This is a genomic window from Streptomyces sp. P9(2023) (assembly GCF_032436795.1).
Lineage (GTDB): Bacteria > Actinomycetota > Actinomycetes > Streptomycetales > Streptomycetaceae > Streptomyces.
The window spans coordinates 1-25,376 of sequence record NZ_JAUPWM010000012.1 but is presented as its reverse complement, the minus strand read 5'-3'; the positions used below and the strand labels follow the sequence as shown (position 1 = coordinate 25,376).

At 71.0% G+C, this 25,376-nt stretch carries 27 protein-coding genes and 1 pseudogene; 8 read left to right on the top strand and 20 right to left on the bottom strand.

Annotated elements, in window-relative coordinates; all coding sequences use genetic code 11:
* Positions 1-10 precede the first annotated feature (10 nt).
* From Q5762_RS18290 to Q5762_RS18275, 4 genes are all read left to right on the top strand, one after another.
* On the top strand, positions 11-1,906 hold the full coding sequence (locus tag Q5762_RS18290; protein WP_315893211.1) for an anthranilate synthase family protein: 1,896 nt from the start codon (positions 11-13) through the stop codon (positions 1,904-1,906).
* Positions 1,894-2,244, top strand: a complete 351-nt coding sequence (locus Q5762_RS18285) for a hypothetical protein (RefSeq protein ID WP_315893210.1) — start codon at positions 1,894-1,896, stop codon at positions 2,242-2,244. The genes Q5762_RS18290 and Q5762_RS18285 overlap by 13 nt, the downstream gene beginning before the upstream one ends.
* Positions 2,245-2,252: 8 nt before the next feature.
* Positions 2,253-3,473 (top strand): 3-hydroxybenzoate 6-monooxygenase, encoded by a 1,221-nt coding sequence (locus Q5762_RS18280; protein WP_315893209.1) that lies wholly within the window; start codon positions 2,253-2,255, stop codon positions 3,471-3,473.
* 281 nt (positions 3,474-3,754) lie between these two features.
* A complete protein-coding gene (locus Q5762_RS18275) occupies positions 3,755-4,900 on the top strand; it encodes a transposase (RefSeq protein WP_315893208.1) in 1,146 nt (381 codons plus the stop codon).
* Here the strand turns inward: Q5762_RS18275 and Q5762_RS18270 are convergent.
* The 9 genes and pseudogenes from Q5762_RS18270 to Q5762_RS39995 all read right to left on the bottom strand — a co-directional run bounded on the left by Q5762_RS18270 (position 4,861) and on the right by Q5762_RS39995 (position 12,637).
* Positions 4,861-6,879: a GAF domain-containing protein gene (locus Q5762_RS18270; RefSeq protein WP_315893207.1), complete on the bottom strand. Its 2,019-nt coding sequence runs from the start codon at positions 6,877-6,879 to the stop codon at positions 4,861-4,863. The two genes, Q5762_RS18275 and Q5762_RS18270, sit on opposite strands and share 40 nt — an antisense overlap.
* A gap of 76 nt (positions 6,880-6,955) precedes the next feature.
* Positions 6,956-7,762: a BTAD domain-containing putative transcriptional regulator gene (locus tag Q5762_RS18265; protein ID WP_315893206.1), complete on the bottom strand. Its 807-nt coding sequence runs from the start codon at positions 7,760-7,762 to the stop codon at positions 6,956-6,958.
* A 149-nt stretch (positions 7,763-7,911) separates the two neighbouring features.
* Positions 7,912-9,081, bottom strand: a complete 1,170-nt coding sequence (locus Q5762_RS18260; RefSeq protein WP_315893205.1) for a lactate 2-monooxygenase — start codon at positions 9,079-9,081, stop codon at positions 7,912-7,914.
* Between the two features lie 71 nt (positions 9,082-9,152).
* Positions 9,153-9,506 carry a fluoride efflux transporter CrcB gene (crcB, locus tag Q5762_RS18255; protein ID WP_315893204.1) on the bottom strand — a complete coding sequence of 118 codons (354 nt, stop codon included), beginning with the start codon at positions 9,504-9,506 and terminating at the stop codon, positions 9,153-9,155.
* Entirely contained in the window at positions 9,503-9,859 is a 357-nt protein-coding gene (locus Q5762_RS18250) for a DUF190 domain-containing protein (RefSeq protein WP_315893203.1), read from the bottom strand. The genes crcB and Q5762_RS18250 overlap by 4 nt, the downstream gene beginning before the upstream one ends.
* Positions 9,856-10,266: a CrcB family protein gene (locus Q5762_RS18245; RefSeq protein WP_315893202.1), complete on the bottom strand. Its 411-nt coding sequence runs from the start codon at positions 10,264-10,266 to the stop codon at positions 9,856-9,858. The genes Q5762_RS18250 and Q5762_RS18245 overlap by 4 nt, the downstream gene beginning before the upstream one ends.
* Positions 10,267-10,460: 194 nt before the next feature.
* A complete protein-coding gene (locus Q5762_RS18240; protein ID WP_315893201.1) occupies positions 10,461-10,928 on the bottom strand; it encodes a DUF1772 domain-containing protein in 468 nt (155 codons plus the stop codon).
* A gap of 521 nt (positions 10,929-11,449) precedes the next feature.
* A pseudogene (locus tag Q5762_RS40000) lies at positions 11,450-12,358 on the bottom strand (VWA domain-containing protein); the annotation flags it as partial.
* A gap of 18 nt (positions 12,359-12,376) precedes the next feature.
* Positions 12,377-12,637: a hypothetical protein gene (locus Q5762_RS39995; protein WP_399495194.1), complete on the bottom strand. Its 261-nt coding sequence runs from the start codon at positions 12,635-12,637 to the stop codon at positions 12,377-12,379.
* Positions 12,638-12,853: 216 nt separating this feature from the next.
* On the opposite strand from Q5762_RS39995, the gene Q5762_RS18230 reads away from it, so the two are divergent.
* Positions 12,854-13,564 carry a DNA-binding response regulator gene (locus tag Q5762_RS18230; protein WP_315893200.1) on the top strand — a complete coding sequence of 237 codons (711 nt, stop codon included), beginning with the start codon at positions 12,854-12,856 and terminating at the stop codon, positions 13,562-13,564.
* A gap of 18 nt (positions 13,565-13,582) precedes the next feature.
* Here the strand turns inward: Q5762_RS18230 and Q5762_RS18225 are convergent, their stop codons facing one another.
* Entirely contained in the window at positions 13,583-14,464 is an 882-nt protein-coding gene (locus Q5762_RS18225; RefSeq protein WP_315893199.1) for an ABC transporter permease, read from the bottom strand.
* The gene (locus Q5762_RS18220) at positions 14,461-17,115 is read right to left on the bottom strand and encodes an alpha/beta fold hydrolase (RefSeq protein ID WP_315893198.1); all 2,655 of its coding nucleotides are present in this window, start codon (positions 17,113-17,115) and stop codon (positions 14,461-14,463) included. Before Q5762_RS18220 ends, Q5762_RS18225 begins: the two co-directional genes overlap by 4 nt.
* 133 nt (positions 17,116-17,248) lie before the next feature.
* Here Q5762_RS18220 and Q5762_RS18215 point away from each other — a divergent pair, with 133 nt between their 5' ends.
* Complete coding sequence (locus Q5762_RS18215) at positions 17,249-17,674, top strand: GNAT family N-acetyltransferase (RefSeq protein WP_315893197.1); 426 nt, start codon at positions 17,249-17,251, stop codon at positions 17,672-17,674.
* A gap of 110 nt (positions 17,675-17,784) precedes the next feature.
* Positions 17,785-18,966 (top strand): S8 family peptidase, encoded by a 1,182-nt coding sequence (locus tag Q5762_RS18210; RefSeq protein ID WP_315893196.1) that lies wholly within the window; start codon positions 17,785-17,787, stop codon positions 18,964-18,966.
* On the opposite strand, the gene Q5762_RS18205 is transcribed toward Q5762_RS18210, so the two are convergent.
* The 3 genes from Q5762_RS18205 to Q5762_RS18195 all read right to left on the bottom strand — a co-directional run bounded on the left by Q5762_RS18205 (position 18,963) and on the right by Q5762_RS18195 (position 20,666).
* The gene (locus Q5762_RS18205) at positions 18,963-19,550 is read right to left on the bottom strand and encodes a DUF4291 domain-containing protein (RefSeq protein ID WP_315893195.1); all 588 of its coding nucleotides are present in this window, start codon (positions 19,548-19,550) and stop codon (positions 18,963-18,965) included. The two genes, Q5762_RS18210 and Q5762_RS18205, sit on opposite strands and share 4 nt — an antisense overlap.
* 64 nt (positions 19,551-19,614) lie before the next feature.
* Complete coding sequence (locus Q5762_RS18200; protein WP_315893194.1) at positions 19,615-19,791, bottom strand: DUF397 domain-containing protein; 177 nt, start codon at positions 19,789-19,791, stop codon at positions 19,615-19,617.
* 32 nt (positions 19,792-19,823) lie between these two features.
* Complete coding sequence (locus Q5762_RS18195; protein ID WP_315893193.1) at positions 19,824-20,666, bottom strand: helix-turn-helix transcriptional regulator; 843 nt, start codon at positions 20,664-20,666, stop codon at positions 19,824-19,826.
* Between the two features lie 591 nt (positions 20,667-21,257).
* On the opposite strand from Q5762_RS18195, the gene Q5762_RS18190 reads away from it, so the two are divergent.
* On the top strand, positions 21,258-21,722 hold the full coding sequence (locus tag Q5762_RS18190) for an ATP-binding protein (protein ID WP_315893192.1): 465 nt from the start codon (positions 21,258-21,260) through the stop codon (positions 21,720-21,722).
* A 76-nt stretch (positions 21,723-21,798) separates the two neighbouring features.
* Here the strand turns inward: Q5762_RS18190 and Q5762_RS18185 are convergent, their stop codons facing one another.
* The 6 genes from Q5762_RS18185 to Q5762_RS18160 form a co-directional block, all read right to left on the bottom strand.
* Positions 21,799-22,179 (bottom strand): hypothetical protein, encoded by a 381-nt coding sequence (locus Q5762_RS18185; RefSeq protein ID WP_315893191.1) that lies wholly within the window; start codon positions 22,177-22,179, stop codon positions 21,799-21,801.
* Between the two features lie 111 nt (positions 22,180-22,290).
* The gene (locus tag Q5762_RS18180; protein WP_315893190.1) at positions 22,291-22,734 is read right to left on the bottom strand and encodes a hypothetical protein; all 444 of its coding nucleotides are present in this window, start codon (positions 22,732-22,734) and stop codon (positions 22,291-22,293) included.
* Between the two features lie 439 nt (positions 22,735-23,173).
* Positions 23,174-24,004 carry a helix-turn-helix transcriptional regulator gene (locus Q5762_RS18175; RefSeq protein WP_315893189.1) on the bottom strand — a complete coding sequence of 277 codons (831 nt, stop codon included), beginning with the start codon at positions 24,002-24,004 and terminating at the stop codon, positions 23,174-23,176.
* On the bottom strand, positions 24,001-24,522 hold the full coding sequence (locus Q5762_RS18170; protein WP_315893188.1) for a DUF6879 family protein: 522 nt from the start codon (positions 24,520-24,522) through the stop codon (positions 24,001-24,003). The genes Q5762_RS18175 and Q5762_RS18170 overlap by 4 nt, the downstream gene beginning before the upstream one ends.
* Positions 24,509-24,700, bottom strand: a complete 192-nt coding sequence (locus Q5762_RS18165; RefSeq protein ID WP_315893187.1) for a hypothetical protein — start codon at positions 24,698-24,700, stop codon at positions 24,509-24,511. Before Q5762_RS18165 ends, Q5762_RS18170 begins: the two co-directional genes overlap by 14 nt.
* Before the next feature lie 147 nt (positions 24,701-24,847).
* Positions 24,848-25,376 (bottom strand): DUF6879 family protein (locus tag Q5762_RS18160; RefSeq protein WP_315893186.1); only part of this gene is annotated, 529 nt, incomplete at its 5' end.

Here is a 25,376-nt window from a genome sequence, read left to right as displayed (position 1 = left end):
AGGAATCCCCATGGCAAGGCAGGACAGCGCGCACGGCCTTCTGGCCCGCATCCTCGACGGCTCGGCCGGCGCGTTCGCACTGATGCACCGCCCCGAGTCGGTGCAGCCGGACACCCTGGAACTGCTGGTCGGCGACATGGCGGAGATCCCGACCCTCGCGGACCTCGATCTGCCCGCGCAGGACGGACCGGGCAGCGCCCGCACCGAACTCCTCACCCTGATCCCCTACCGTCAGCTCGCCGAGCGGGGCTTCGCGGCCCCCGACGACGGCGCCCCGCTGCTCGCGATGACGGTCCGCGAACAGGCGGCGGTCCCGCTGCGCGCGAGCCTTCCGCTGCTGCCGGACGAGCCGGTGAAGCTGACCGACGGCCGGTTCGACGTGGACGACGAGGCGTACGCCGAGATCGTGCGGCGGGTCGTCGCCGACGAGATCGGCACCGGCGCGGGCGCCAACTTCGTCATGCGGCGCTCGTTCACCGCCCGGCTGCCCGGCTTCGGTCTGCCGACGGCGCTGTCGTTCTTCCGGCGCCTGGTGCAGCGGGAGGCGGGGGCGTACTGGACGTTCCTCGTGCACACCGGCGAGCGGACGTTCGTCGGCGCCACGCCCGAACGGCACATCAGCGTCCACGACGGTACGGCGATGATGAACCCGATCAGCGGCACCTACCGCTATCCGGCGGGCGGCCCGGAGCTCGACGGCGTGATGGACTTCCTCGCCGACCCCAAGGAGGCCGACGAGCTGTACATGGTGGTGGACGAGGAGCTGAAGATGATGGCCCGGATCTGCCCGTCGGGCGGCCGGGTCGTGGGCCCGTACCTCAAGGAGATGGCCCGGCTCGCGCACACCGAGTACTTCATCGAGGGCCGTACCGACCGTGACGTACGGGAGATCCTGCGCGAGACGCTGTTCGCGCCGACGGTGACCGGCTCCCCGCTGGAGAGCGCGGCCCGGGTGATCAGCCGGTACGAGCCCCAGGGCCGTGGTTACTACAGCGGGGTGGCCGCGCTGATCGGCCGCGACGTGGCGGGCGGCCGCACCCTGGACTCCTCCATCCTGATCCGTACCGCCGACATCGACCGCGAGGGCCTGATGCGGATCGGGGTGGGCGCGACGCTGGTACGGCACTCCGATCCGCTGTCGGAGGTGCAGGAGACCCGGGCCAAGGCGGCCGGACTGCTCGCGGCGCTCGGCGACCCGGAGCCGATCAGGTTCGGGGCGCACCCGGCGGTCCGTGAGGCCCTGGACGAACGCAACGAGCGCATCGCCGACTTCTGGCTCCGGGACCAGGACACGCGCGTGGGAACGGCCGGGGCGCTCTCCGGCCACCGGGTCCTGGTGATCGACGCGGAGGACACGTTCACGGAGATGATCGCCCAGCAGATCCGGTCGCTGGGCGGCGAGGTGAGCGTACGGCGGTTCGACGAGCGGTACAGCTTCGACGAGCACGACCTGGTCGTGATGGGCCCGGGGCCCGGCGATCCGCGTGCGACGAACGAGCCGAAGATCGCGCATCTACGGGCGGCGGTCGCCCAACTCCTGGAGGAGCGGCGGCCGTTCATGGCGGTCTGCCTGAGCCACCAGGTGCTCTCCACCCTGGTCGGGCTCGACCTGGTGCACCGGCCGGTGCCCAACCAGGGCGCACAGCACGAGATCGACCTGTTCGGCAGGCGCGAGCGGGTCGGCTTCTACAACACCTTCGCGGCGCGCGCCGAGGGGGACTTCTTCGAGCATCCGCGGCACGGCCGGGTCGAGGTCAGCCGCGATCCGGCGACGGGCGAGGTGCACGGACTGCGGGCCGCGGGCTTCGTGTCGATGCAGTTCCACGCGGAGTCCGTGCTGACGGTGGACGGGCCCCGGATCATCGGTTCGCTGCTCGCGGAGGTGGCCGGCTCGTGCGTGCGGTGATCGTCTGGTGGGACCTGGCCGGGTCGTCGCAGACCGTCGAGTCGCTGCGCGGCTTCCTCCGGGACGAGGCGGTGGAACGTTTCTCCCAGGTCCCCGGACTACGGCTGAAGTTCTGGATCTCCGACCGGGCGACGAACCGGTGGGGCGCCGTCCTGCTCTGGGAGTCGACCGAGGCCGCGATCCCTCAGAGAGCTGCCGAGCTGATCGGCTACCCGCCCACCGAACGGCACGCCTTCGACGTGGAGGCAACGGTCGAGGGTGCGTTCGGCGTCGCCACGCTCACGGGCCACGGCGTGGCCCTGGAGTCGGCCGGCGTGCGCGACGTAGAAGGGAACTGACGAACGACATGGCGCACCTACTCATCGCCGGCGGTGGCATCGGAGGACTCGCCACGGCGCTGTCGCTGGCCCGGAGCGGTCACCGGACCACCGTGCTCGAACGCCGCGACACCTTCGCCGAGATCGGCGCGGGCATCCAGCTCGGCCCCAACGCCTTCCACGCCCTCGACCGGCTCGGTGTGGGCGAGGGCGTCCGCGCGCGGGCCGTGTTCATCGACGAGTTGCGGTTCATGGACGGGACCACGGGCGAGCGGGTCGCCGCGATGACGCTGACCGGCGCGTACCGGAAGCGGTTCGGCAATCCGTACGCCGTGGTGCACCGGGGTGACCTGTACCAACCGCTGCTGGCCGCCTGCCGGGAACGGGAGGGCGTCACGCTCGTCCCCGACGCCTCGGTGGAGCGGTACGAGCAGGACGCCGACGGCGTCACCGTGCACACCGCCGACGGCCGGAGCTTCACCGGCGCCGCGCTGATCGGCGCGGACGGCATCCGCTCCACCGTGCGCGCCCAGATGCTCGGCGACGGCGAACCGCGCGTGTCGGGCCACACCATCTACCGCTCGGTGATCCCGATCGACAAGGTGCCCGAGGAGCTGCGCTGGAACACCGTCACCCTGTGGGCGGGGCCGAAGTGGCACTTCGTCCACTACATGATCGGCGGCGGCGAGTTCCTCAACCTCGCCGTCACCCGCGACAACGGCGCGACCGTCCCGGTCACCGGCCGGGCGACCGCACGGGAGTACGTCCTGGGGCAGTTCCCCGGGATCGGCTCCACCGCGCGGCGGCTGCTCGAACTCGGGGACGACTGGCGCGAGTGGGTGCTGTGCGACCGCGACCCGGTCGACGGCTGGACCGACGGACGGGTGTGTCTGATCGGCGACGCGGCTCACCCGATGCTCCAGTACGCCGCCCAGGGCGCCTGCCAGGCGCTGGAGGACGCGGTCGTCCTGGCGGACCTGCTGGGGCACGCGGACGGTGAGGGCGTTGTGCAGATCCTGGAGAAGTTCAACGCCGAACGCCGTGAGCGGACGGGCCGGACGCAGGAGGTCGCCCGGCTGATGGGCTCCGAGCTCTACCACCCGGCGGGCGGGCGGGCCGTGGAGCGCAACCGGATGCTCTCCGCCTTCTCCCAGGAGGAGTTGTACGACCGGGTGTCCTGGCTGCACGGCGACCGCGCCTTCACCGACAGCGCGGCCGCCCACGGCAGGGCCGGCGGCAGCGAGGTGTGACCGCGCACTCACCCGTACGGCTCCCGTGGTGGTCCGGCCACACCCCGTACGAAGCGTGTCGAGCGCCCCGACCCCAGGCAAACCGGACACCCGTCACACCGGTGGCCGAGGGCGCAGAAGCGACGGCCGGTGGGTGTCGTGGACACCTCGTCCGCGACCCCCCTCCGGCGCGAGGGTGGAGGTGCATCGAAGCAGGCCACCCCCATGGTTGGAGTGTCGTGAACACAGCTGTCACCAGGCAACGAGACTCGGTCCGACCGCTCACGGTGCCTGGCCCGGCCGTGTCCGACGACACCGTCACCGAGCTCTGCGCCACCCTGTTCTCCTCCTTCCCCCGGAAGGACCAGCGGCACCGGGGCGAGCAGTACCTGCGCGGGCTGCTCACCACCGCGGGACGTAAGACCGCCCGGAACATCGCGGCCCATCTGGGCGCGTCGGCGACGGAACAGACGCTGCATCACTTCATCGCCGACTCCACCTGGAACTGGCGCCCCCTGCGCGGCGCGCTCGCCGCCCATCTGGAGCGGAAGGCGGCCCCGCAGGCCTGGGTCGTACGGCAGATGTCGATACCGAAGACCGGGGAGCACTCGGTCGGGGTCGACCGGGGGTTCGCCCCGGACGTGCGCCAGTCGTTCCGGGGCCAGCAGTCCCTCGGTGTGTGGCTCGCCTCGCAGGAGCTGAGCGCTCCCGTCGACTGGCGGCTGGTCCTGCCCGACCAGTGGGTCCACGACCACGCGCTGCGCGACCGGGCGGGCGTGCCCCGGGAGGCGGGGGCCGAGAGCCCGGAGGAGTGCGCCGTGGCGGTCGCTCTGGAGGCCACCCGTCACTGGGGTCCGCGCCGGCCGGTCCTGATCGATCTGCGGGCCGGTCACGTGCTGTCGGCGGTGGCGCCGCTCGCCGCCGCGCGCGTCCCCTTCCTGATCCGGATCGGCGGCTCCCAGCGGCTGTCGGTCGCGGACCGCGCGATGCCGGGCTTCCGGGGCGGCCCGCTGCCCGCGCAGCAGATCCTCCAGCTGGTGAAGGGGGTGCGCCGGCCGGTTCCCTGGCAGGACCCGGCGGCCGGACTCGCCCCCCGGATGTCGCTGGCCGCGATGGTGCCGGTGGCCCTGCCGGATCGTTCCGGCGCGATGCGGGGGCTGTTCCTGCTCGGCGAGTGGACGGACTCGACGCGTCCGCCGTCCGCGCTGTGGCTCACGGGCCTGACCCAGCCGGGCCCCGGCCCGCTGCTGCGGCTGACGAAGCTCACCCGCCGGGTGGACGTGGACTTCGCGCGGGTCGGCGAGGAGACCGGGCTGCGGGACTACGTGGGCCGGTCCTTCCCCGGCTGGCACCGGCACATGACCCTGGCCTCCGCCGCCCACGCGGCCGTGGTGCTTTCGCGCGTCGGTTACGACACCGGCCGGCCGGCGGAGCTCGTCTCGGCGTGAGGCGCCGTACCACCCTTACCCGTACCGGTACCGGCGTCCGTGCCCGTACCCGTGGCCGGACGGCGCCGACTGCGCAGGGCCTCGCGGGAGCGGTGGAGTCTCAGCGCGAGCTGCACCTCCAGGGTCCCGCCCGGGTGCTGCCAGGCGTCGCCGAGCAGGTCGGTCACGCGGTCGAGGCGCCGCGACACCGTGTTCGGGTGCACCTTCAGCACGTCGGCGGCGCTCGCCTGGCTGCCGCCCGAGGCGAAGTACGACTCCAGGGTGCCGATGAGGCCGGTGAGCCGGTCGCGGTCGTAGTCGAGGACCGGGCCGATCGCGGACCGGATGTAGCCGTCGACGTCGTGGTCGTCGGAGAGCAGCAGGCCGAGGAAGCCGAGGTCCTTCGCCGAGGCCGTGCTGCCCGCGCCGTCGAGCGCGGTCAGCGCGTCCAGGCAGCGCATCGCCTCCCGGTGCATCCGGCCGACGTCGGCCGCGCCCCGGCCCGGGCCCGCCGCGCCCACCGACACCGGGTGACCGAGCAGCGGTGACAGCTGGTCGGCGACGGCGCGGGCGGCGGCCGAGGCGTCGGTGCCCGGCAGGAGCAGCACGATGTGGCCGCTGTGGACGGTCTTGAGCCCGGTCATCCGGTGCGCGTACGAGGAGGCCCACACCACGGCGCGGCCCTGCTCGCCGCCCTCGGGATGGGCGACCAGCAGGACGTGCGGCGCCTCCAGGTCGATCCCGAGCCCGCGCGCCCGCTGCACCAGGTAGTGCGTCTGGTGGCCGCCGCGGGCGTCGACGGCGAGCAGTTCGTCGAAGAGGTCGTCGCGTACGGGCCCTTCGGCGACGGCCGTGCTGCGCCGCAGCAGCAGCTGGATCGCGAAGGTCTGCGCGGTGAGTCCGAGCAGGCTCTCGTCCTCGCCGACGAGCGCCGTGGTCGGGCGGAGCACCAGCACACCGAGGTCCTCGGCGCCCGCGGTGACCGGGGCCACCCAGGTGCCCTGGGCGGTGACCACGGGGCGTAGATGGGCGTGGGCGTCGAGCGCCGCCTCGGCCACGGCGGCCTCGTCCAGGTCGCCGAGGTCTCCGCCGGCGGCGAGCACCCGGCCGGCCGGGTCGCGCAGTTGCAGCGCCGAGTCCAGCGCGTCGCCGGCCGCCTTCGCGACGGTGGTCAGATCGGCGCCGGCCAGGACCAGGCCGAGGGTGTGGCTGTGCGCCTCGCCGAGCTGCTGCAGCCGGACGAGGCTGGTCCGGGTGCGGAAGCCGTCCAGTTCCAGCCGGCCGACCTCGCCCCGGGCCTGCTCGAACCGCCCTGCCCGCTCGATGGCGACGGCGGCGAGAGCGGCCAGCGAGCAGACGAGCCCTATCTCGTCCGGGCTGAAGTGGCGTACGGAGCGGGCGGCGCCGTAGAGCACACCGATGGTCTGCTCGCCGCTGCACATCGGCACGGCCATCAGCGCGTGCAGGCCTTCCGCCCGTATGACGTCGTCGGCGGCCGGGTCGTGCGCGATCGTGTCGTCGTCCAGGTAGTCGGCCGTCCACAGCGGCGCTCTGGCGTCAAGGCTCGGGTGGCCCAGGCCGTGCCCGGCGGGGACCGCGTGACCGGTGACGAACGCGCTGGTCGAGCCGTCGGAGACGGCCACCCGCAGGCTGCCCTCCTGGTCCAGGACGGCGATGGCGGTCATGTCGAAGTTGAGCAGCCGCTTGACCCGGCGGGTGACCACCCGCAGCAGGGACTCGACGTCATGAGGGGACGTCAGGTCCCTGGCCGTGTCGACGAGATCGGCCAGGGCGTCCTCGCGCTGACGGCGCTGCCCCTGCCAGGCCTGCACCCCCCGGGCCAGGTGTACGGCCCGCTCCAGGCGGACCAGGTCCTGGTCCGGGACGCGGTCGCGCCGGGCCCGCTGCAACAGCTCGTCGAAGCGGCCCGCCGGCGCCTGTTCGGAGAGGAGCTCCAGGACGGCCATCAGGCCGGGTTCCTTGGTCTGTGGATCCGTCATGGTGTGCGAGCCCCCAGCCCGTCGTACACGTTTCGCCCCTTATCGGTCCGAAACTAGTTCGACGGCGATCTTGCGGTCAACCGGCGACGGGAGCGCGGTGACGGGTGGGGAGGGAGTGACGCAAGGAGTGCAGAAGGGACCCGACACGGACGGCCGGAACGGGCTCGTACGACCGCCCGACCGTTTCGTACGGCCGGCCCACGGGCTCGCGCTCCGGGCCGCGTTCCAACTCCGCCACCAGCGCCTCGTACTCGGGCGGCGAGCTGCGGAAGCGGGAGAGGAAGACGGACAGGCCGGCGTAGAGCTCGTGCCGGCGGCCGAGTCTGCGCTGCGCCTCGACCCACAGGTCGAGGGCGCGCAGCCGGGACTGTTCGAGGCGCGCGCCGTGGGCCCGCAGATGCGGTCCTGCCAGCACACCGGTGTACGCGTCGGCGGTCCACAACTCCAGCGCCTGGCCGAGCCGTTCGGCTGCAGTACGGTAGTCCTCCAGCTCCATGGCGCGGTAGCCGGCGCCGACCGCGCGCTGGAACATCCGGACGTCGGAGGTGCCGCCTCCGGTGCCGAGACGGTAGCCGCCGGACAGCGAGACCAGGACCTCGCGCGCGGTCCGGGGTCCGGCGGCAGCGGCTGTCGTCTCCTCGCGGCGTACGTCCAGCGCGTCGTCGATGAGCTCCCGAAGCTGCCGTACGTACGTCTCGACCATCTCCTGCGCGTGCCGCGGCGCGCCCTCGGGCCAGAGTTCCTGGGTCAGGACGGCCGTCGGCACGATGTGGTCGGCGTGCGCCGCGAGCAGTGCGAGCAGCTGACGGGTTGGTGCCGCCGTCGGGACGATCGGCGTCCCACTCTCCTGGACAGCTAGCAAGCCCAGCACCTTCAGATCCATAGCGCCCCCTCCATGGTCACGTACTGCCACCATAAGATAATAATGACCACTTCGTTTTTGGAGGAGTCTCTGTCTTGACGGCAAGGAAACATTCGCGGACAGGAGCGGACAAGGCGGCCGGGCTTTCGCCCGGCCGGACCGTCAGACCGTCATAGGGGGGCGGACTCCGAAAGATCGGCCCTCGAGAGGGTGTTGGGGCTCGCGTGGCCCGACAGGGCGAGGGTGAGGTCGAGTTCGGCGAGCAGACAGCGGATGACGTGGTCCACGCCCGGCCCGCCGTCGAGTGCGAGGCCGTAGGCGTAGGGGCGGCCGACGAGCACGCCGGACGCGCCGAGCGCGAGGGCCTTGGCGACGTCGGCGCCGGTACGGATCCCGCTGTCGAAGAGGACCGTCAGCCGGTCGCCGACCGCGTCCGCCACGGCCGGCAGGGCGTCGGCGGCGGCGATCGCACCGGCGACCTGGCGGCCGCCGTGGTTGGAGACGACGACCCCGTCCATGCCCGCGTCGGCCGCGGCGCGGGCGTCGTCGGGGTGCAGGACGCCCTTCAGGACGATCGGCCCGTCCCAGTTCTCGCGGAGGAACGCCAGGTCGGGCCAGGTCTTGCCGGGGTCGGCGAACATCGAGACGAAGTGCATGACGGCCGCGTTCGGGTCCTCCTCCACGGGCTTGGCGAGGCCCGCCCGGAACGCCGGGTCGGAGAAGTAGTTCGCGGTCCCGACGCCGTGCAGGAACGGCAGGTACGCCTGGTCGAGGTCGCGCGGGCGCCAGGACAGCAGCGGGGTGTCGAGGGTGACGAACAGGGCTGTGTAGCCCGCCGCCTCGGCCCTGCGCAGGAAGGAGCGGGCGACCTCGACGTCCTTCGGCCAGTACAGCTGGAACCACCGCTCCCCCTCCTCCCCCATCGCCTCCGCGACCTGCTCCATCGGCGTGCTGGAGGCGGAGGAGAGGATGTACGGGATGCCGCGCGCGGCGGCGGACCGCGCGGCCGCCGGTTCGGCGTCGGGGTGCAGGATCGACAGGACGCCGACGGGCGCGAGCGCGACCGGGGCGGGCAGCGGGCGGCCGAGCAGCTCCACGGACAGGTCCCGTTCGCGCACGTCACGGAGCATGCGCGGAACGATCCGCCGCCGGTCCAGGGCGGCCCGGTTGGCGCGCGCGGTCGAACCGTCGCCCGCGCTGCCGGCGACGTAACCGACCGGCCCCGGGCCGAGCCGGGCGGCGGCCAGCTCCTCCAGGCGGGTCAGATCGGTGGGGAGCCGGGGGACGGCGCCCGTCAGACCGTTCAGGTATATCTCGTACTGGAAGTCCGCCCAGCTCATGCGCGGCTACCGCCCTTCGGAGGTTGGTGCGACCCGTCGTGGGCAGCACCTTGCCACCGCGGTACGGCGCCTCACCAGGCCCGCGCGACCTGCACCCCCACCCATACGGCCCCGATCCCGACGGCCACGCTCCCCACCACGTTCAGCACCGCGTACGTCTTCGCCCCGCTCCCGTACAGCTTCAGCGTCTCGTACGAAAAGGTGGAGTACGTCGTCAGCGCCCCGCACAGCCCTGTGCCGAGGAGCAGTTGGGCGCGGGCGGACGAGACCCCGGTGAGCAGGCCGAGGACGAGGGAACCGACGACGTTGACGGCGAACGTGCCCCAGGGGAAGACGGAGTCGTGCCGCGCCTGCACGGCCCGGTCGGTGAGGTAGCGCAGGGGCGCGCCGACGGCCGCGCCCGCGACGACGAGCAGCCAGTTCACGCGTCCGGTCCCCCGCGGTCCCTGCCCACGTATCTGATGACCTCGCAGTCGTCGAGGATCACCAGACCCTCCGTCACCAACGTGTCGAGCTGCGGCAGGAAGCGCCTTACACGGTCCTCGGTGTCCACGATCAGGATGGCGACAGGAAGGTCCTCACTGAGCGAGAGCAGCCGCGAGGTGTGGACGAGGGAGGAGGCGCCGAAGCCCTCGATGCCCCGGAAGACGGAGGCGCCCGCGAGGCCCGCCTCGTGGGCCCGGTGCACGATCTCGGCGTACAGCGGCCGGTGGTGCCAGGTGTCGCTCTCTCCGACGAGGATCGTCACCCGTAGGGCCCGGCCCGCCAGTCTCGTCATCGTGTCCTCCTCGCCAGTACGCCACGGGTCGCGGTGGTCGCGGCCCAGACGGCGGCCAGCGCGGCCGCCACCGTCGCCCCCATGTATGCCACGCCACGGGCCGTGTCCCCGGCGTCGAGCAGTCGCTGCGTGTCGAGGGAGGCCGTGGAGAAGGTGGTGTATCCGCCGAGGATGCCGGTGCCGAGGAAGGGTCGCAGCAGCGGATGGGGCGCGCTGACGGCCTCGGTGACCAGGACCATCAGGACGCCGATGGCGGCGCAGCCGGTCGCGTTCACGGTGAGCGTGGTCCAGGGGAACGCGCCGTGCGGGGTGGCCCAGGCGAGCGAGGCGCCGTAGCGGGCCACCGCCCCGAGGGCGCCGCCGGCGGCCACGGCTCCGACGACCGGCAGCTGTCCGCGGAATTCCATGGGGCCAGGCTAGGGGGCGGCCTCGGACCGGGCGCGGCACGGCTGGGTTGGAAGGGACTGAGCGAGGCGGACAGGCACGGCACCTGGCCTGGGGCATTAACCAGGGCCGGCCCGGCCACCTCGTCCTGAGATCGTCGGTCCCGGATCCGCACCGGTCAAACACCGGCCGTGGAGTCTGTCAGGTCGGGTTCAGGTCAGTTCAGCCCAGCAGCGATCAGCAACCCGAACGCGGCTGTGATCAGCACCGTACGGATCACATGGAAGCCGTTCCAGCGCTTCTCGAAGGCCGCCCGGACGGCGGACGCGGGCTCGCCCGTCCGCTCCGAGGCGGCCAGCGCGTTGTTGAGCGGGATGTTCCCGGCGACGGTCACCAGGTGGTTCAGGACCGCGCAGACCAGACCGGCCAGAATCAGCCACTTCTGGGTGTCGCTCCGGTCGTCCACCGGGACGAAGAACGCGGCGACCGGAAAGGCCACGACCCCCAGGAACACGACCAGGAACACCGCCTTCGGCACGTACTCGTTGATCCGCCTCATGGCGTCGACGAACGCGCCGTCGTCGAGCCGCGCGAGCGCGGGCATGATCCCGGTCAGAAAGATGAGCATGAAACCGGCGTAGAGCCCGGTGGAAGCGATGGCGAGAGCGAGCAACGTGGTGGCCATGGCCCCATCATTACGCGCCCCACGCCCCACCGCAGCGCCTGTGGAAAAGCGCCTGTGGACAAGTCTCGTACGACCCCCGGACGGGCGCCCGGACGGCGCCCCCGGACGGCCCCTGCACGGCCCGCTCCCGAAACGGGTCAGCCGCTGTACGGATCACCCGATTCCGCCCCGCCGCCCCGCTCGCCCTCCGGCGGCAGCAGCTCGTCCGCCTGCCGGATCGCCTCGGTCAGCTCCCGGACCACCTTCGAGCCCGAGCGGTCGGCGATCGCCCCCGACCGCTCCGCGAGCTCCGCGAGACGCGGCGCGCCCGGCAGGTCGCCGCCCCGCAACCGGTCGGCGAAGTAGGCGGCGACGGCGGTCAGTTGCAGACTGTCGTGGCCCGGCGTCCAGAGTGCGGACGCGAGCGCCCCGGTCCCGACGGCACCGGAGGCCTCGCGGGGCGCCCGGCTCTTCGGGTCGAGCCAGCGGACGGTGGCCGTGGCCAGCGGACCGCTGCCGCCGGCCCGGGTCTTCACGGCGTACACGGCCGTGACGGTGTGGCCCGCGCCGACCTCGCCGCCGTCGACCCGGTCGTTACGGAAGTCCTCGTCGGCGACGTCCCGGTTCTCGTAGCCGATCAGCCGGAACCGTTCGACGGTCTTCGGGTCGAAGGCGACCTGCGCCTTGGCGTCACGGGCGCGCAGCTCGATGTAGGTGGGCAGCTGCTCCACGAACACCTTGCGGGCCTGCTCGGAACCGGAGACGTACGTGGTGTGCCCGTCGCCCTTGTCCGCGAGCTGCTCCATGAACGCGTCGCCGTACTCGCTGCCGACCCCGACGCCGAAGAGGGTGATGCCGTACTCCCGGCGCTCCTCCTCGATCCGGTTGAGGATCGACTGCGCGTCTGTGTCGCCGGTGTTGGCGAGGGCGTCGGAGAGCAGCACGACCCGGTTCGTGGCCTCCGCGCGGTGACCCTCGACGGCCACGTCGTAGCCGGTCCGCACCCCGGCCTCCACATTCGTGGAGGAGGTCGTCGCCAGCTCGTCCACGATGCCGTGGATCCGCTCGCGCTGCCCCTTGATCCGGGTCATGGGGAGCCGGGTCTCGGCCTTGTCGCTGAAGGTGACCAGGGCGACGGAGTCGTCGTCGCGCAGCTCGTCGGTGAGGATGCCGAGCGATTCCTTGACCAGGTCGAGCCGGCCGGTCTCGGCCATCGAACCGGAGATGTCGACGACGAAGGTGAGCGCCGCGGGCGGGCGTTCGCCCTTGCGGTCCGCCGCCGCCGTGGCGAGCCCGACACGGACCAGCGACCAGCCGTCCTCGCCGGTCCGGGCGCCGTCGACGGTCACGCTGAACCCGTCGCCCTCCGGCCGCGGGTAGTCCGGCCGGAAGCTGTTGACGAACTCCTCGGGCCGTACGGACGCCGGGTCCGGCAGCCGGCCGGCGGCGAGGGTGGAGCGGGCGTAGCCTTACGAGGCGGTGTCCACGTCCAGGGCGAAGGTGGAGAGGTAGTCGGCGGGCGGGCGCGTGGACTTCTGCTCCCCCTCGGCGGCGTCCTCCCGGCCCGCCTCCGGGCGGGGCACGTCGGGGCGGGACACGTCAGGCGCGCGGTTGCCGCCGCCCCGGTCCGCCGTCGCGCGTTCGGTGTTCCCTGAGCCCGCGCACCCGGTCAGGACCAGCCCGGCGGCCAGCAACCCGGCGGTGAGCCACCCCTTGCGCCGTCGCTTCACGTCATCTCCCCCTCAAGGTTCGTCACTTGTGAATGTGACGTCCGGGAAGCCCGGTCGGACCCGACGAGGGAGTTGCGGAAGGATCTCAATGCGGCAACGGCGCCCGCTGCACTCTCCCGTGGCATGGACTCGCCACCTTCATCAACAGGGGTTGTCACCGTACGCAGTCGCGTGCGTACATGGAGTGGCACACCGATCGGGCGGGGGTGGTCAGCGGTGGGTGAGACTGCGGGCTCCGTGATGCTCGCGCGATCGGCGATGAACCGGGCCGAGCCGGAGGCCCAGCGGCCGCCGGGGCGTCCGGTGCGCGGTATGCGGCGGATCAGCGCGGCGCTGGCCGGGCTCGCCTCCTCGACCCGGCACGAGTTGCTGACCTTCGACGACCCGGCGGCCTCCGTGGGCCGTGCGATCCCCGAGCCGTTCCTGGAGTTGGCGGGAGCGTGCATGCGGGCCGCGGCGGAGCGGGCCCCGGAGGTCAGACGGATCGTGCCCCGCCACGCCCTCCCCCAGGTGGCGGGCGCGGTCCGGATGCCGGGGCGGGCCCGGTTCGCGGACACGATCCCGTTCAAGATGATCCTCGTCGACCGCACGGTCGCGGCGGTCCCGCTCGATCTGGAGCTGCTCTACAACGGAGTGCTGCTGATCCGCGATCCGGTCGTCGTGCAGGCCCTGGTCCGCGCCCACCACGCCAGTTGGGACGCGAGCGAGGAGCTGACCGGCGCGACGACCCCGAGGGCCGGGCTCCCCCCACAGCTCCGCCCGGTCCTCGAAGCCCTCCTCGCCGGGCTCACCGACGAGACGGCCGCCGCCCGCCTCGGCATGTCGAGCCGTACGTACAGCCGCCGGGTCGGCGAGCTGATGCACGCGCTAGGCACGACGAGCCGCTTCCGCGCGGGCGCGGAAGCGGCTCGAAGGGGGTGGCTGTGAAGAGAGGGACACCCGTGGCTACGACACGACGTCCTTGCGCGCGAAGCCCCGGAAGGCGAGCGCGAAGAGGATCACCGCGAAGGTCACCGAGATCGCCGTGCCCTTCACCATCCCGCCCCACTCCAGCTGCGGCTGGAGCGCGTCCACCCAGGCGTACTGCCAGTGCGCCGGTACGAAGTCACGCCAGTCGCCGAGCGCCGTGACGGCGTCCAGGACGTTGCCGATGATCGTCAGACCGACCGCTCCGCCGACGGCGCCCAGCGGGGCGTCGGTCCGGGTGGAGAGCCAGAACGCGAGTCCGGCCGTGACCAGTTGGGAGACGAAGATGAACGCGACGGCCAGAGCCAGCCGCGGCAGGGTCTCGTCGGCGGGCAGAGCGCCGCCGGTGGGGAGCTTCAGCGGCCCCCAGCCGTAGGCGAACGTGCCCGCGATCAGCGCGACCAGCGGCAGCAGCACCATCGCCGCCGCGCTGAAACCGAGCGCCACCGCCAGCTTCGACCAGAGCAGCCGGCCCCGGGGGACGGGTGCCGCGAGCAGATAGCGCAGCGAGGACCAGCTCGCCTCCGAGGCGACGGTGTCCCCGCAGAACAGAGCCACCGCCACCACGAGGAGGAAGCCGGCCGAGACGAAGAGACAGGTCGCGGCGAAGTTCGCCGCCGACGCCGTCGCCGTGTCCATCAGCGTGATCCGGCCGTTGCCGCCGTCGGCGTCCTGCTCCCCGCCGATCGCGAAGGCGACGATCAGGATGAACGGCAGGGCCGCGAGCACCGCGCCCATCACCAGGGTGCGGCGCCGCTTCAGCTGCCGTACGGCCTCGACACGCAGGGGCAGGGTGCGCCGCGCCCGGTAGCCGGGGGCGGTCTCCACGAGCTCCCCCGGTTCAGCGGTCGTCGTGCTCATGCGGATCCTCCTCCGATCAGGGTCAGGAACGCGTCCTCAAGGCGCCGGTGCGGTCCCACACCGGTCACGGGCACGTCCAGGCGGACGAGTTCGCCGATCAGGCCCGTCGCGTCGGCCCCGTCGAGCCGGACGAGCAGCCCGCCCTCGGTCCGTACGGCCGAGCCGATCCCGGGCAGTGCGCCGATCTTGTCCACCAGCGGGTCGGGGACGGTCTCCCCCAGGGTCACCAGCAGGGTGTCGCCCGCGCCGGTGATCTCGCCGACCGGTCCGGCCTGCACGAGCTGACCGCGGTGCATCACCACGAGATGGGTGCAGGACTGCTCGACCTCCGACAGAAGGTGGCTGGAGACGATGACGGTCCGGCCGCCGGCCGCGTACCGGATCATCACGTCCCGCATCTCGCGGATCTGTGGCGGGTCGAGGCCGTTGGTCGGCTCGTCCAGGATCAGCAGATCCGGCATGCCGAGCATGGCCTGGGCGATGGCGAGCCGCTGCCGCATGCCCTGCGAGTACGTCCGTACGGCCCGGGCGAGGGCGTCGCCGAGGCCGGCGATCTCCAGCGCCTCCTCGATGTGGGCGTCCTCGGCCGGGCGGCCGGTGGCCTGCCAGTACAGGTCCAGGTTGTCCCGCCCGGAGAGGTGCGGCAGGAAGCCCGCGCCCTCCACGAAGGCGCCGACCCGGGAGAGCACCGGGGCGCCCGGGCGGATGGCCTGCCCGAAGACCCGGATCTCCCCGTCGTCGGGGGTGATCAGGCCCATGAGCATGCGCAGGGTGGTGGTCTTTCCGGCGCCGTTCGGCCCCAGCAGGCCGAGGACCTGCCCCTGCTCGACCCGGAAGGAGAGGTCCCGTACGGCATACCGGTCCGAGGACTTCGCGTACTTCTTCGCCAGACCGGTGATCTGCAGGGGTACGGAGGCGAGTTCGGGGTCCGGGGCGGGAGCCGTGGTCCGGCGCCGCCCGGTCATCAGCAGCGCGCCGGCGATCAGCGCGCCCGCCAGTGGAAGCCCCCACACCCACCAGGGCAGCGCCGCCGCCTGGGTGGCCACGGCGGGCGCCGTGGGTACGGTCAGCGGGGACTCGACGGCGACGGTGTAGCCGGCCGGGGCGGCCGGGGAGGCGTAGCCGAGGTCCGTGGCCGAGAGCACGAGCCGCAGCCGGTGACCGGCCTCGATCTCGTGGTCGATCGCGGGCAGCGTCAGCTCCAGGCTGCGGCCCTTGCCCGCGTCCTCGACGCGGATCGGGGCGACGAGCTGGGCGGGCAGCACCTGCTGGCGCCCGTCGGGCCCGACGTCGTACAGCTTGCCGAAGAGGACGGCCGAGCCGTCCGGGCTGTCCGAGGTGACCTTGACGCGGACGGTCGGCGTGCCCGTGATCCGTACCGGCTGGGCCTGCGGCTTCGCGTCGAACCGGGCGTACTGGCCGGGGAAGTCGAGGGAGAGACCGACGCCGAGCGAGGAGAGCTGGGCGAGTCCGCCGCCGACGCCGGGGACGGCGGAGATGGCGGGCGGGTTGGCCCCGGCGGGGTTGGCGAAGGACTGCGGCCGGCCGCCGTCGCCGAGCGCGACGGAGAGCGGCTTCGAGCCCTGGCCTCCGGTCAGCCCCGGGTAGCGGTCGGCGGTCGCGCCGCGCAGCTGCGCCTGGCCGTCGGTGGAGTCGACTCCGCCGGTACGGCTGACGCGGAACGCGGACCCGGTGTCGGCGCCCTTGTCCTGCTTCAGATGGCGGTCGAACCAGTCGCCGATCCGGGCCTCGACGCGGTCGGTCTCGCGGTCGCCGCCGTCATGGCCGCCGGCGATCCAGTCGACGGCGACGGGTGCGCCGTTGGCTCCGATCGTCTTCGCCATGGCGTCGGCGTGCGTGAGCGGGAAGAGGGAGTCGCTCTGCCCCTGGACGATCAGGGTGGGGACCTTGATGCGGGCGCCGACGGCGGAGGGGCTACGGGCTTCGAGGAGCGTACGGGCGGGCGCGTCGGGCTGTCCGGAGACGGCGACGCGCTCGTACATCGCGCACAGCTCGTCGGTGAAGCGCCCGCACGCGCCGTTCCCGTTCCCCGCGCCGGCGGAGAAGAAGATCCCGGCCCAGAGCTTCTTGAAGACGCCGTTCGGGAAGAGGGCGTCGGCGAGGTTCCAGTACGTGATCTGGGGGGCGATCGCGTCGACGCGGGTGTCGTACCCGGCGGCGAGCAGCGAGATCGCCCCGCCGTAGGAGGCGCCGGCCATCCCGACGCGCGGGTCACCGGCCTTGTCGAGCTGGACCTCGGACCGCTTGGCGAGCCAGTCGATGAGCCGCTGGACGTCCTTGACCTCGTGGGCGGGGTCGTTGAGGCCGATCCGCCCGGTGGAGGCGCCGAACCCGCGCGCCGACCAGGTCAGGACGGCGTAGCCGTCGCGGGAGAGCTGCTCGGCCTGGGCACGGACGTCGTCCTTGGAGCCGCCGAAGCCGTGCCCGAGGAGCACGGCCGGCCTGCGGTCCGAGGCGGGTCCCGAGGTGAAGTACGAGGTGTCGATCCGCGCCCCGGGCATGTCGAGCATCTGGTCCGCGCGGTGCACGGGCGGTGGTTCGTCGGAGGCGACGGCGGTCCAGGTACCGGCGCCCGCGAGCACGGTGAGGGCGGCGGTGACCGCGGCCCACCGGGGAAGTCGGAATGGCATGTGTCGAGCGTAGGCGGGCCGCCTGTGCGACTCGGCTGCCCCCGGGCGGAAATCGGCGGCCTCCTGGAGTCGTACGCCGTAGCGTCCCGTACACCAGGCGCGGTATGCGCGGCGCGAGACGAAGGGGGCCGGGATGGAGATCCGACGGGCGACGACGGTGGCCGAACTGCTGGCGGCGGGGCACCTCTACGACGGCCCGCCGAGGGTGCGGTGGGCGGAGGCGTTCCTGGCGGCACCGGGCCACCTGATGCTGATCTCGTACGCGGAGGACGGCTTCCCGGCGGGTTTCGTATCCGGAATCGAGATGCTGCACCCGGACAAGGGGGTGGAGCTGTGCCTGTACGAGCTGTCGGTGGACGAGGCGTACCGGCGGCGCGGGGTGGGGCGGGCGCTGACGGAGGCGCTGGTGGCGGAGGGGCGGACGCGGGGCTGCTACGACGTGTGGGTGGGCGTGGACACGGACAACGAGGCGGCGCTGCGGACGTATCGGTCGGCGGGGGCCCGGGACGAGGGCGAGTTCGCGATGCTGACCTGGGAGTTCGAGGTGAAGGACCGGTGAGGGGAGCGAACGCACTCTTGTACGCCACATGACAACGCGGGACTCTGAGGCGCACCACCCACCCGTACTCCCGGTAACCCGGACAACGAGAGGTTCAGGTGCCCCAACACATGACCCGGATACCCCGCCGCGCTATAGCGCTCGTGCCCGTTCTGGCGCTGGCAGCCGGCCTCCAGTTCGTGGCGACCCCCACGGCCCAGAGCGCCCCCGTCCTGGGGGATCTCCGCCTGGCCCCGGCGTCGCTGGCCATCGACAACAGCTGGATCGTCGTCCTCAAGGACGGCACGACGCGCGCCGCGGACCTGGGCGTGACGCCGAAGCACGAGTACAGCAAGGTCCTCAAGGGCTTCTCGACGAGCATGTCGAAGGCGAAGGCGGCGACGCTGGCGGCGGACCCGCGAGTGGCGTACGTGGAACAGAACGCGACGGTGCGGATGACGGAGACGCAGCCGGGCGCGACCTGGGGCCTGGACCGGGTGGACCAGCGCAACCTGCCGCTCTCCACCACGTACACGTACAACACGACGGCGTCGAACGTCACCGCGTACATCATCGACACCGGGATCCGCACCTCGCACAGCGAGTTCGGCGGCCGGGCGACGGTGGGCACGGACACGGTCGGCGGCGGCCAGAACGGCCAGGACTGCCAGGGCCACGGCACGCACGTCGCGGGCACGGTCGGCGGCGCGAAGTACGGCGTCGCCAAGGGCGCGAAGCTGGTGGCGGTACGGGTCCTGGACTGCAACGGGTCCGGTACGACGGCCGGGGTCATCGCGGGCGTCGACTGGGTGACGGCCAACGCGGTCAAGCCGGCGGTCGCCAACATGAGCCTGGGCGGCGGCGCGAACACCTCGCTTGACGACGCGGTGAAGCGCTCGATCGCGTCGGGCGTCACGTACGCGGTCGCGGCGGGCAACGGCAACTTCCTCGGCCTGCCGGCCCGCGCCTGCAACTACTCCCCGGCGCGTGTCCCCGAGGCGATCACGGTCGGGGCGACGGACTCGGCGGACAAGCGGGCGTCGTTCTCCAACTACGGCACCTGCGTGGACCTCTTCGCCCCGGGCGTCTCGATCACGTCGGCGTGGAAGGACAACGACACGGCGACGAACACGATCTCGGGCACGTCGATGGCGGCCCCGCACACGGCGGGCGTAGCGGCCCTCTACCTGTCGGCGAACCCGACGGCCACCCCGGCCCAGGTGAGCACGGCGCTGGTGAACAACGCCACCCCGGACAAGGTCCAGGACCCCCTGTCGGGCTCCCCGAACAGGCTCCTGCACTCGCTCTTCTAGCCGAGGAGCTCCCCGCTCGCAGGGTAGGGAGCCTCCTCGGGCAACAGCTCGGCCGCCCGGTCGAACCGCCCCTCGCGCACGAGCCCATGAACCTCGTGCGCGAGGGGCGTGACGTCCCGGACCCGGACGATCCACTCATCGGCGTACCGCCGCGTGGCCTCCCCGGAGAGCCCGAGCTGCAGGGACCGGTACGGCAGGGCCTGGAGCCGCAGATCCCGCTCGGGATCCCACTGCACGCGTGCGGGCGCGCCCGCCAACTCCCGCTTCCAGCCGGCCTGATCGACGTGCACACCCCGCACATAGTGCGACAGACAGGCATGCCGCAGGGCCCACTCGAACCCGTCACGCCGAATCTCCACGGCGAGCACGGTCCGCTGCCCCTCCTTCAGCCCCCACCCGCACCGGTACATCATCCACAGGAACGACGGCTTCACCCACGTCATCCGCTCCCGCTTCCAGGCGGCGGGAAACCGCCCGTCCCGAGCGGCGGGCAGCCCGATGGCGGGGTCGTAGGCCTGGTACATGGTGACGGTGGACGCGGTGTACAGGGCACGGATCTGATGCTTCGGCGGTACGACGGACATGCCCCCAGCGTGCGCGAGCGCGCGCCGACGGGGCCACCGAATTACCGTGCCCAGGAAGGGCCTCTCACGTCATTGACGCCGACCGGAATGCCTTCATGAAGCTACCCCACGCACCGACCGCGAAGTGCAGCGCGGGGCCCGTGGGGTTCTTGCTGTCGCGCACTACCGTCGCGCCTCGAAATCGGCCCGTCTCGACGCAATTGCTGTTGGCCCCGCTGTGGCTGGACTTGCGCCATGCCACCGGGAGAGCGGACGCGTCCGGGGATATCGCACTCACTGGCGTGCATCCTTCTTCATGTCGGCGATGAGGTTCAGTGACTGATCGAACGGCAGGGCAGACGCGGTAAGCCGCTCGAACGCTTCGGTGTAACCGTCCACGTCGGCAGGATCTTCGATGTACAGGCTGCTATTGAGGTGCTCCAACAGCACGACATCCATGCCTGGCTGCCCGAAGCCCAGGACGGCGAACCCTCCTGTCGCGCCAGGGTGCAACTCGGCGTTGGCGGGGAGGACCTGAATCGTCACGTTCGGGTAATCGGCCACGTCGAGAAGGCGCTGCAACTGGTCCCGCATGACGCCGGATCCTGGCGCACGTGCGGTGAGAGCGGCCTCGTGGACGATCGCCCTCAGCTTGAGCGGGTCGGGCCGCGTGAGCACCGACTGACGCGCCATGCGCACTTCCACAAGCGGGGCGATCTCCTCGGGCGTCGCGGTCATGCTGACGGCTCCGATCGCCGCGCGGGCGTACGCCGCCGTCTGCAACAACCCGGGGATCAGCAGTGGTTCAAAGTTGCTGACCGAGGACGCGTCGGCCTCCAGACCGATGAGGTCGGCGTACACGGGGGCAATGTCGTAGGTCTGCCACCATCCTCGACGGCTACCGTCCTTGGCGAGCATGAGCAGGAACTCCGAGAGGGCCTGGTCGGCACCGAACAGCCGCAGCAACTGCTCGACATCAGCCGATCTCGCACCTCGGGCCGCACTTTCGAGGCGTGACAGCTTCGACGCGCTGAGACCGGTGCGGGCCTCCACGTCCTCAAGCGTGAGCTTGGCCTGCTCCCGAAGCCGACGCAGCTCCAGGCCAAGCCTGCGCCGCCGCACGGTGGGTGGTGCCATGACCGGATACCCCTTACTCGCTTGCTGGTTGAGCTTCCCCCGCTCCAGGTGTAGGCCGCTACATGCTCGCACAGACGGTCGTCCAACCAACTCGATCGAGTTGGCAAATGTGCCAACTACCTGACTTCACTTGCCGAATTAGCGGCATACGGCCATGCTGAATCTAGCAAGGCGCACACGCTCCATCGCTGTGCGTGATGTCGCACTGGAACAAATGGACCCCCGCGACCGTGCGACCGGTCCGGGGGCATGGCCAACGCTTCGAAGGAGCGTCAACATGAGTGACCCTATCGTCCACCTCACCACGTGGTTCTTACGGCTGCTCCTGCCACCGACGGGACGTAGGCGACGATGCGCAGGACCGTACCGGTCAGCACAGTCGGCTACCGCCCGCGCAGCCTCGGCACGGCCCGCTCGCCATCGCTTCCCCACGCTCCGTGGCGAGGACAGCAGGCTCGTCCGCCCCTACCTCGTCGCACACGAGACGAGGGAACAGACACGGCTGCAAAGGCAGCGCCGCCGGGCGTTGTGGCTGTCCGTGCACGGTGTGGATGTGGGTCCGCGGTTGATCCACGGCGTGGAGGTGGCCTGATGGAGCGACAGGACTGCCTCATCGTGATGCGGTGGAGGCGGGGACCGAAGAGCGTCCCGCTGGCTCGGCGCGCACTACGCAAGGCGCTGGGCACCTGGGGGCTGCCCGCCATCGAGGATGCGGCGTCGCTCATCCTCTCGGAGTTGCTGACCAACGCGGTGCGGCACGCGAGGGTCCCGGGCAGGAGCATCGAGACGCGGTTCCTCCTGATGCCCGATGGGCTCCGCATCGAGGTCCACGACGCCTCGGAACAGCGGCCGTTGATGGCGCTACCTGATGACGACGCCGGAGGCGGCTGGGGACTGCCGCTCGTGGACACGCTGTCCGCGAAGTGGGGCGTCTCCGATCGGTCGGGTCCGGGCAAGCTCGTGTGGGCCGAGCTGGCGACCGACGAGCCGGAGGGTCGGTCCGCTGCCGACGGAACGCCGCCCGCTCCGGGCGCGCGCACGGCCGCACGATCGTGAACTGATCGTGGAGTGACAGCCCCCGAACCGCCCCGGCCGTCCGCCTCCTTCCTCCGGGCGGACGGCCGGGGCTCACTCACACCTCGTACCGCGTCGGACGGGCGGCCAGCTGGTCAGGCGTGGCCTCGGCCACGGCCAGGTTCCCGGTCCACAGGTGATCGCGGTTGCAGTAGCCCCCGAGGCTTGCTCGCTTGCCACCGGTGAGCAGCCAAGTTCCCTGTGGAAACCTCGCGATGACGTCGCTCCCGCAGATGAACGAGCGGTTGGCCTGCGTCATCACCCATTGGGCGTGCTCGCGGTCGCCGTCGGACGGACGGCACATGTTTCGGGCGATCTCCCACAGACGATCCCACGCGACGCCAGGCGTCATGGGGCCGACTACGGCAACCTCCCCGAGCTTCCGTTCGTCGAGCGAGTGGGTGGCGTACCCACAGACGACGCCGAACAGGGCGAACACGATGACCCTGCCCCGGCCGGTAAGTCCCCCGCCAACTTCCATGTGCGTACCTTTGCTCCGGACGGAGTCCGGGCGCATTGGCCGCGCCCGGACTCCGTCGCTCGTACCGGATCAGCAGCAGGGACCGTCGCCGCAGCACGCGGGCGAGTTGCAGTCCGCGGTCGTACCCCACAGCGTGATGTCCACGTCGAAGCCGGCGGCCCGAATCTCCTCCACCATGGAGACCATGAGGCCCCTGGTCCGGATCTTGGAGTTCGGCGCATGGTGCAGGAAGTAGCCGAACTGCGCGGCACACCAGTCCGCGTACTCCTGGGTGTGCAGCATGAACGCATGCCAGCCCGGGTCCACGACCGCACTGGGCGCCATCACCTCGCCCTTGCCGGTGGTGCCCACCACCCACAGGAAGGCCAGAGCCTCGTTCATGACCCTGCGGGCCATCGACAGCTCATGCCCGTACTCGTCCGCGCAGAACACGGACAGCTTCTCGAACAGCTCGGGACTCACCAGGTCCCGCCCGCGCCGTAGGGCGACGGAGTTGTCAGCCGTGATCGTCATTGCCTCGCTCCTCTCGGGTCAGACGGTGGGCGGAGGCGGGAACTGATCCCCGCCGGAATCCCCGGACTTGTCCTCGGGATCGGCCATACGCTCACCTCCTCTCGCCAGGAGGCGGGACGGGCTGGTGGCACCTGGCGCACTCGCACGGGGGCCACACGGCGGTCGCCATCGGTTGCGCCATCTGCTTCTCCCCGCCCGTCGGGTACACGACCTCGGCGCCGAAAGTACGGCCGCCATCACGGGATACGCGGAACGTCAAGGTCATTGGTGCCCCCGCGTGACGTGGCGCTCGATTGCGCAGGTTTCAGGGGCCTGCGGCATAGGAGGCATGAAGAACTTCACGGCCGACCGCCGTGCCAGGTTGGTCACCATCACTGCACCCCTTTACGTCACGATCACTGCGTCGGCAGCCAATCGTGACCGGGGCCTTAGGGCGTTTCTAGCCTGTTTCCTGTTCCGTCAAGAACTCGTCTCGGATGCCCTCGACCATGCTCCGCATTCCGTCGCCCGACAGCGCAGTACGCTCGAAGCCCTCGAACTTGCGGACGTATATGTCCACGTCCCTCGGGTCAGTTACCACCATCTCGGCGTGAACTGTCTCTACGGTGACCATGCGATCATCACGGATTACGAACGCATGGTTCGCGATGTCGTTATGTTGAGCCCCCAATGGAACTACCCTGACATCGACATGAGATAGACGCGACATCGAGACGATTCGGTCAAGCTGTGCCGCCATCATGGGCGGCGAGACGATCCGCCACCTAAGAACAGGCTCAGTAACGACGAAACGGAGAGTCTTTGAGCTGTCGAACAGCACGGCTTGTCGCGCCATCCTCCCGCTGATAGTCCGGTTGAGCACGTCCTCGCTGAGCTCATGGCGCCGCAGAATCGCGCGGGCGTACTCAGGGGTCTGGAGCAGTCCGGGGACCAATGCCGGTTGGAACAGGCGCAGGGTGTCCATCTGGGCCTCAAGGGCCATGGCTGCCTGTTGCCCCTTGTGGATACCGGCTCGCTTGAGAAGCCGCCAAGCGGTGGCCTCCGTGGTTGCCGCTCTGGCCGCTTCGGTGTACTCGGCCTTGATTTCGTCGGAGACACTGAGGGCCGTGAGGATGCGTTCCACATCTGTGGCGCTGGGCAGAAGGTTCGCGTTCTCAATCTTGGACAGCTTCGATGGGGACATGAGTGCGCTACGGGCCACCGCTTTGGCTTCCTTGCCGGACGCCACTCGCAGGGCCCGCAGCGCGGCCCCAAGCTGTGCCTTGTTCACTCGCCGTACTTCGCCCACCAGTCCATGAAGGGCTCGGCGTGGGCGAGTGCTGTGTCCCGGTAGCCTATGAACCCCTCCGCCTCGGTCGCGGCCAGCACGTCCACGCCCTGGAAGGCACCCTGCTCGTCGTACCGCATGACAGCCGTGTCCACCGAGTCGAAGAGCCAGAAGTCCGGTACGCCTTCCAGCGGATTGGGCACCTCGGTCACGTCGAGGATGAAGAACTCCTCTCCGCCGGTCATGTTCTTCCGATAGCCCCACCCCAGCTCGAAGCGAAGGTAGTCCGTGAGGGGGCGGGCAAGAACGTGCACCCGGTACACACGCTTGCCCTCGCTGGTGTGGGAACGCAGCTCCGCCACCCAGTCGGCGTTGTAGTCTTCCGGCTGCGGCCGGCCCGCGAGGAACGCACCGTAGGCGTCCACGCTCCCGGACCGGCTGTAGTCGGACAGGGTCTCCAGCCGGAAGGCCTGGTGCTCGAAGGAGTCGAAGAGGTCCCCAAGCGTCCTAGACGAGGCCATCGGCGATGGCCTTCTTGATGAGGTCCATGGGGATCTCAACGAGTGTTTCGTGAGCGGGAATCCTGAGGCCGTGGTCGGTCGGCGTCTCGCCCTGTACGAGGAACGTCCCCCGATCGGTCGCGTAGATCGTCGGGCAGTCCTTGTTGTCACACGAGCTGATCAGTTTGGTCACCTGCATGATCCAATCCCCTCTCCCTGGTGGTCCCCCTGGCTCCCTACCGCGTTCGATGCTCCCGAGGCTGCGGCCGGGAGGTCAAGTGATCACGGTTGAGAGAACGGGAAATCAGCAGGGCCGGCCAACTCCGGTCCGGATTGGCCAAGCTGCTCAGGCTCGATGGCCACCGTTCACGTACTCCTCGAAGGGTACCGATTCAGCCACCGCGATCCTCTGGTACTCAACGAAAGGAGACACGTCCCCTTCGAACACTTCGCGGCTAATTTGCGCGCCGTCCGCCTCGTAGTTCATGAGGACGACTTCCGCAAGGTCGAACATCCAGAAGTCCTGGACGCCTTCCAGGGGGTTGGGTCGGTCGGTCACGTCGAGGATGCGGATTTCGTCGCCGGCCAGGACATGCACCCCGTAGTACCGGAACTCGAATCGCAGATAGTCAGAGAGCGGCTGCGTCACGATATGCACCCGACCGTTGCGCTTCCCTTCGGCGCGCTGGCGCGACACGCGTTCCGCGTAGGAGGAGCCTGTATACGGAACCAGCCGCCCCTCACGGAAGGCCGCGAACTCCTCCGCCTCCTGCGGCACGAGGTACTGCGGCAGCGTCTCTAGTACTCCAGCTGTAGATCGTGATCCTGCTGGTGGGGGCGGGTTCGGGAACGGGTACGGCCACCGATGATCATCG